This is a genomic window from Psychromonas hadalis ATCC BAA-638 (assembly GCF_000420245.1).
Taxonomy (GTDB): domain Bacteria; phylum Pseudomonadota; class Gammaproteobacteria; order Enterobacterales; family Psychromonadaceae; genus Psychromonas; species Psychromonas hadalis.
In genome coordinates this window covers 1-5,053 of record NZ_ATUO01000216.1, presented here as the reverse complement: position 1 = coordinate 5,053, position 5,053 = coordinate 1, and the positions used below count along the sequence as shown (strand labels likewise).

At 43.0% G+C, this 5,053-nt stretch carries 4 protein-coding genes; 3 read left to right on the top strand and 1 reads right to left on the bottom strand.

Annotated elements, in window-relative coordinates:
• Positions 1-231 precede the first annotated feature (231 nt).
• A complete protein-coding gene (queG, locus tag G322_RS0117535; RefSeq protein ID WP_022943001.1) occupies positions 232-1,398 on the bottom strand; it encodes a tRNA epoxyqueuosine(34) reductase QueG in 1,167 nt (388 codons plus the stop codon).
• 33 nt (positions 1,399-1,431) lie between these two features.
• Between queG and G322_RS0117530 the strand changes: the two genes are divergently transcribed.
• From G322_RS0117530 to G322_RS0117520, 3 genes are all read left to right on the top strand, one after another.
• Positions 1,432-2,934 (top strand): bifunctional ADP-dependent NAD(P)H-hydrate dehydratase/NAD(P)H-hydrate epimerase, encoded by a 1,503-nt coding sequence (locus tag G322_RS0117530; protein ID WP_022943000.1) that lies wholly within the window; start codon positions 1,432-1,434, stop codon positions 2,932-2,934.
• The gene (gene tsaE, locus G322_RS0117525; RefSeq protein WP_022942999.1) at positions 2,934-3,392 is read left to right on the top strand and encodes a tRNA (adenosine(37)-N6)-threonylcarbamoyltransferase complex ATPase subunit type 1 TsaE; all 459 of its coding nucleotides are present in this window, start codon (positions 2,934-2,936) and stop codon (positions 3,390-3,392) included. The genes G322_RS0117530 and tsaE overlap by 1 nt, the downstream gene beginning before the upstream one ends.
• On the top strand, positions 3,389-5,053 hold a 1,665-nt coding region (locus G322_RS0117520), incomplete at its 3' end, for an N-acetylmuramoyl-L-alanine amidase (protein WP_022942998.1). The genes tsaE and G322_RS0117520, both read left to right, overlap by 4 nt.

Genomic DNA, 5,053 nt, shown 5'->3' with positions numbered 1-5,053 from the left:
AAACAGCTTAATTCAAGGCGTAAGTTGACGTAAATGGTTGTTCCCTTTGCGAAACTTACAACGTAGAAGTGAGTTGTTTTAACCAGTAAAATAGACCAGATATTTATTGTAATTGGTATAATACCTATTCTACTAAATTTATGATCTTTTTTGGACGTGAGACTTTAGTCTCGCCTTTATTATTGGCGCAGCTAAAGCAGCACGTCCTAGATCAGTTAATTAAACAAGCCATCAAGCATCTCTTGGCAACCCTTTCTCAATCGCTTTAATCAAACGATTATTTAGGCGCTCGTTAACAATAGGAATTTGTAGTGCATGTTGCTCAAGTGCCCAACTGATATGTTCGTTTAACAGCTCAGAGTCACTGTGTTTAAGTTTTTCATTAAGCGCTTCAACAATCGCCTTGCTGGTGGGGGCGTTACCCAGTGCCACGGCAATGTTACGTAACCAACGCAAATAACCGATACGACGAATCGGTGAGCCTTCGGTGGTGGTTAAGAAATGCGCTTCACTCCATGCAAATAGATCCAGTAGTGGCTGTTTTTCAAGTTGATGACGCGCTTGGTAATCGGCTTCTTGAGTGATATTTGCAAAACGGTTCCACGGACAGATAAGTTGGCAATCATCACAACCATAAATACGGTTACCAATCGCTTTGCGAAATTCAATCGGGATTGGTCCCTGTAATTCGATAGTCAGATAGGAGATACAGCGTCGTCCATCCACCACATAAGGGGCGACAATGGCTTGTGTTGGACATATCTTTATACATGCCACGCATGCACCACATTTTTCTTCTACAGGTTTATCAACCGGCAGGGGCAAATCAATCATCAGTTCGCCGATAAAAAACCATGAGCCAGTTTTGGAATCAATGAGTAGTGAGTGCTTACCTGTCCATCCTAACCCCGCTTTTTCTGCTAATGGGCGCTCTAAAACGGGGGCGCTATCAACAAAAGGACGGTAACCAAGCTTGCCAACTTGTTGCTCAATTTTTTGTCCTAGTTGCTTTAAACGTTTACGTAATACCTTGTGATAATCACGCCCCAAGGCATAACGGCTGATATAAGCATTGTTTTTGTTTTTAAGCGTGCGTGCAAATTGTGCGTTGTCGGGCAGGTAATCCATGCGCACTGAGATAACGCGTAATGTACCGGGGTGAAGTTCGGCAGGGCGAGCACGTTTCATGCCATGCTTTTCCATGTAATCCATCTCACCGTGATATTGGTTGTCTAACCACTGCTGTAATTTGGCTTCATGTTGTTTGAGATCGATATCTGCGATACCCACTTGCTGAAAACCTAGCGCTTTGCCCCAGAGCTTGATATTTTCAGATAACTGAATTAAATCGATCTGATCAAAACTGACTTGATCAGTGCAGATGTTGTTCTCAACCATTATTTTCTCCCAATAGCGCATAGGACAAAAAACATGCTTTCTGACCAGATAAAAATCAAATGCAGTTTACCACACTCTTTGTATCGTGCTCAGCAGATAAAAGATTTTGAAAAGTTGGCTGCAGAACAAGCGGGGACAACGCTATACGGCTTGATGAAACGCGCAGGGGAGGCTTGTTACCAAGTATTTAAAAGTCACTTCCCCGATGCGACAAGTGTGTTGGTATTAACGGGGAGTGGCAATAATGGCGGTGATGGTTATGTGTTTGCCGCTATTGCCAAAGATGCCGGTTTACATGTACAGCTCTGCCAAATGGGCGATGCCTCGACATTAGTGGCAGAGGCTGCTGAAGCACGTAATGCATGGCGTATTGAACAAGGGGTAATTGATAGTATTGAGCAGGCTGATTTTGAAGCTGCCGATGTAATTGTTGATGCACTACTGGGTACGGGGTTATTAGGCACGGTGCGCGCGGAGTATCAACGCCTGATTCATAAAATAAATCAAACCAACAAACCTGTATTAAGTGTGAATATTCCTTCTGGATTAAATGCCGATACGGGGGCGATTGCGGATGTGGCGGTTAATGCTGATGCGACGATCAGCTTTGTGGGTTTGAAGCAGGGACTGTTTACGGGACGCTCTGCGGAGTATTGTGGCAAGATCTACTTTTCTGCGTTAGGCATCAAAAAAGAGTTTACATCGCTTTGTAAAAGCACCGTTTCACGTGTTACCTACTCTGATGTTAGTGATGCTTTGCAACCACGTACGCGTACCAGCCATAAAGGTTTTTTTGGTAAAACATTGGTGGTGGGTGGCAACAAAGGTATGCCCGGGGCCGCGCGTTTGGCATCGGAAGCGGCATTGCGCTGTGGTTCGGGTTTAGTAAAGGTATTAACATTGCCTGAAAATCTATTAACTATTCTGGCGGGGCGACCCGAGTTGATGGGGGAAGGGGTTGAACTTGATCACTTTGATGGTAGTGCGATTCGAGACTGGGCAACAGTGTTGACGATTGGGCCCGGTCTTGGCTTAGATGAATGGGCACAAACGTTGCTTGATTATGTGCTTGCTAGTGAGCTGCCCACGGTGATTGATGCTGATGCCTTGAATCTTTTGGTCAATAAACCGGCATGGAAAGAGAGCTGGATATTAACACCGCATCCAGGAGAAGCTGCGACTTTGCTCGGTTGTTCAATCAGTAAAATTGAACAAGATCGCTTTAGTGCAGTGCGTAATTTGCAACGTAGTTTTGGTGGTATTGTGGTTTTGAAAGGGTCGGGAACGCTAATTTGTGATGGTAAACAGGTCTATGTGGCAAATGTTGGTAATCCCGGAATGGCAAGTGGTGGCATGGGGGACGTACTTTCTGGTATCATTGCGGGATTATTAGCACAAGGGTTAGATTCGCTACAAGCCTCACTATTAGGGGTCTCTATCCACGGTTTAGCCGCTGACGCAGCTGCCAAATCGGATGAACGAGGGTTGTTAGCAAGTGATCTTTTCCCATATATCAGGAAGTTAGTTAATCCATAATGGTAAACAAGTTTAAAGAAAAATTGAGTGATGCAGAGCAAACCGTTGCTTTTGGTGGGCGTTTAAGTGGCGCATGTGACAAAGCAACTTGTATTTACTTACACGGTGATTTAGGCGCAGGAAAAACCACATTAACCCGCGGGTTTATACAAGGTTTAGGGCATAAAGGTCATGTTAAAAGTCCGACTTATACTTTAGTTGAACCTTATGAATTGGTCGATTGGCAGGTTTATCATTTTGACTTATACCGTTTGGGTGACCCTGAAGAGTTAGAGTTTATGGGCATTCGTGATTACTTTTCTGATAATAGTCACTGTCTTGTAGAATGGCCTGAGCGTGGCGAAGGTGTTTTGCCCGTTGCTGATATTGATTTAACCTTACGTTACGAAGGTGAGCAACGTTTAATTGAACTGCAAGCAAATACAGAGATAGGCAGGCAAGTATTACAAAAACTATGAAATTAACCCATAATATTTTCATCAAACAACTTTTTATTATTAGCTTTTTATTATTAGCTTTTAGCAGTGTGCACGCTAATCAATTAAAAGGTGCGCGTGCGTGGCCTTCTCCGGATAATACCCGTGTTGTATTAGATCTCATGACTAAGCCAAATTATGAGATCCATTATCTAAAAAGACCGGATCGCTTAGTGATTGATATCAAATCAACCACCAGTAAAATTAATCTTAAAAAAATAGCGCATAAAGGGCCGTTGGTAAAAAATATTCGTGAAAGTGGCAGCGAGAGCAAGGGCACTTATCGTCTTGTTATTGATCTTAAACAGCCAAGTAAAGCAAAAATATTTACCCTGCCTCCAGCCAAACCTTACGGACACCGTTTGGTTATTGACTTGCCTCATCAAGCGCCTAAGATTGTGCCAAAACCCAATAAAACGCAAAAAAATACCCAGCCAACTCGTGTCGGGCGAGATGTTATTATTGCCATTGATGCGGGCCATGGTGGAGATGATCCCGGGGCGATTGGGCGGTTTAGCTACGAGAAAAAAATCACCCTACAAATAGCAAAACGTTTACAAAAACGCATTAATCAACAAGCAGGTATGAACGCTTTTTTAATTCGTACGGGCGATTATTACGTTAATTTAAATAAACGTTCAGAGCTCGCGGTTAACGGTAAAGCAGATTTTTTAGTCTCAATTCATGCCGATGGATTTAGTTCTAGCCAGCCAAGTGGCGCATCGGTTTGGATATTATCAGATCGCCGTGCAAACTCTGAAATGGGTCGTCGTATGGAACGCCATGAAGTGCATTCTGAGTTACTCGGTGGTAAAGGTGAGTCAAGTAAAAGTGCTGGCAGTGTGCCTTTTTTAAATAAAGTGTTTTTTGATATGTCCAAATCCAACTCCATGCAAGTGGGCTCGGATGTGGGAAGTTTAGTGGCTAAAGAGCTAAAGCAGATCACTAAAATGCATAAGAAAAAACCCGTTGGCGCAAGTCTGGCGGTACTAAAATCGCCCTATATCCCTTCTATTTTAGTGGAAGCGGGTTTTATTACTAACCATCGTGAAGAGCGTCTATTAAATCAAGCTGACTTTCAAAATCGTATATCTAATGCCGTATTCAAAGGGATCTATCGACACTTTAGAGAGTCGCCTCCCCATGACTCCCTGTTTGCACAAAAAAGACGTGCGATTAAACATACCGTACGCAGTGGTGAATCACTGTCTATTTTGGCTGCGCGTTACAGCGTCAGTGCAAGTGAGTTAAAATCTCATAACCGTTTAAAATCTAGCGCGTTAAGAATTGGTCAAGTGTTAAAAATCCCTTCTAATTATCAGTTGGTGGTGAAGCGTGATCCGATAATGGTTGTGCCAGTGAAAACATCGATACTGACACAAGTTAAAGTGCATAAAGTGAAAAGCGGTGAATCACTTTCTGTGATTGCAAAACGTTATGGTTCAACCACTAACGAACTTAAAAATTATAACAAGCTCCGTTCTACTTCGCTTGCGATTGGACAAAAAATTAAAATTCCAACTCGTGGTTATCACCTAGCAAGCTCTGCTGTAAATACACCAATAAAAGCAACGGTGCACAAAGTGCGTAGCGGTGAATCTCTGTCGGTGATTGCCAAACGATACGGTAAAACCACCAGTGAA

Bases quoted from the DNA above. Each gene is read 5' to 3' on its own strand.
- G322_RS0117530 (WP_022943000.1), top strand. From the start codon at position 1,432: ATGCTTTCTGACCAGATAAAAATCAAATGCAGTTTACCACACTCTTTG.
- queG (WP_022943001.1), bottom strand. From the start codon at position 1,398: ATGGTTGAGAACAACATCTGCACTGATCAAGTCAGTTTTGATCAGATC.
- tsaE (WP_022942999.1), top strand. From the start codon at position 2,934: ATGGTAAACAAGTTTAAAGAAAAATTGAGTGATGCAGAGCAAACCGTT.